Source organism: Neochlamydia sp. AcF65 (assembly GCF_018342435.1).
GTDB lineage: Bacteria > Chlamydiota > Chlamydiia > Chlamydiales > Parachlamydiaceae > Neochlamydia.
The window spans coordinates 1-1,312 of record NZ_JAEMUE010000032.1 but is presented as its reverse complement, the minus strand read 5'-3'; the positions used below and the strand labels follow the sequence as shown (position 1 = coordinate 1,312).

General features: G+C 40.0%; 3 protein-coding genes. All 3 read left to right on the top strand.

Annotated features, from left to right (window positions below):
* Nucleotides 1-405, top strand: a 405-nt coding sequence (locus NEOC65_RS03290; RefSeq protein WP_213155709.1) for a transposase, incomplete at its 5' end; no start/stop codon positions are given.
* Nucleotides 405-608, top strand: a complete 204-nt coding sequence (locus NEOC65_RS03285; RefSeq protein ID WP_213155708.1) for a hypothetical protein — start codon at nt 405-407, stop codon at nt 606-608. The genes NEOC65_RS03290 and NEOC65_RS03285, both read left to right, overlap by 1 nt.
* Before the next feature lie 4 nt (nt 609-612).
* A complete protein-coding gene (locus NEOC65_RS03280; protein ID WP_213155707.1) occupies nt 613-1,239 on the top strand; it encodes a transposase in 627 nt (208 codons plus the stop codon).
* Nucleotides 1,240-1,312 lie beyond the last annotated feature (73 nt).

Sequence of the window (1,312 nt, the reverse complement as noted above, 5' to 3'; positions counted from 1 at the left end):
TTTAGCGATGAACTCAATCTAGATCATCCTCTTATCCAGCTATCCAAATTGATTGAATGGAAGCAGCTGGAAGAAGAGTTTGATAAGCTGTTTGTAGAAAAGATAGGGCAGCCAGCTAAGCCTGTAAGGCTAGTTGTAGGGCTCTTTATCTTGCAGCATATGTATGGGCTTTCGGATGTAAATGTGGTGCATCGATGGGTAGAAAATCCTTATTGGCAATACTTTTGTGGGTATGAGTTTTGGCATCATGCGCTGCCTATTCATCCTACTTCTTTAATTAGATGGAGATCTAGATTAGGCGAAGCTGGACTTAGCAAGATTTTACAAGGGACGATTGCAGCAGCTGTTCTGACAGGCGCAGTGAAAAAAAAAGCTTTAAAAAAGTCATTGCCGATACAACCGTAATGCCTAAAGCTATCGCCTTTCCTACCGATGCCAAACTTTACTTTAAATCTATTCAAGCGCTTGTAAAAATGGCCGATAGTAGCCAAATCACTTTGCGCCAAACCTACAAAAAGCTAGCTAAAACAGCATTGTGCATGCGTGCTCGCTTAAGCCCATGCCCGTCAGCTGAAAAGAGCAAAAAGAGAAGAAAAAAGGCTGCATAATTATTTGGGAAGGTTAATCCGTGATTTTGAAAGAAAGACAGAAGGACAAGCTCTTGAGACAGAAAGCTCTTATCTTTTAGAAATTATCAAGCGTATTTATGCTCAACAAAGGAATGATTCTCGCAAAGTTTATAGCTTGCATGAACCCCATGTAGAATGTATTGCTAAAGGTAAAGTAGAGAAAAAATATGAATTTGGCTGCAAAGCTTCACTAGTCATCACGCATCAAGAGGGGTTAGCTTTAGATCTTAGAGCCATTCATGGTAACCCCTACGATGGGCACACCCTTGAAGAAGCTATTGAAAATGCTCAAAACAACGGTGGCAATAATATTGAAGTAGCATTTGTAGATAAAGGCTATCGAGGCCATACAGTAAAAGGTAAAACCATATTTACCTCTGGGCAAAAAAAAGGCCTCACCAAATGGATTAAAACTCAACTCAAAAGACGCCAAGCCATAGAACCCCATATCGGCCATATGAAGAATGATGGCAAACTGGGACGCAACTATCTTAAAGGCCGTTTGGGAGATTGCTTTAACGCCATTTTATGCGGGATTGGCCATAACATGCGTTTAATCTATAACTGGCTAGTCGCTCAAAGTTCTCCCAAACATCTTTATTCAGGCTAAAAAAGCTTAATTTCTTCTTTAAATTGCTTTATAATCCTATCTTGAAGGCTACCTCCTGCTCTAAAACTCTTAA

Bases quoted from the DNA above. Each gene is read 5' to 3' on its own strand.
- NEOC65_RS03285 (WP_213155708.1), top strand. From the start codon at position 405: ATGCCTAAAGCTATCGCCTTTCCTACCGATGCCAAACTTTACTTTAAA.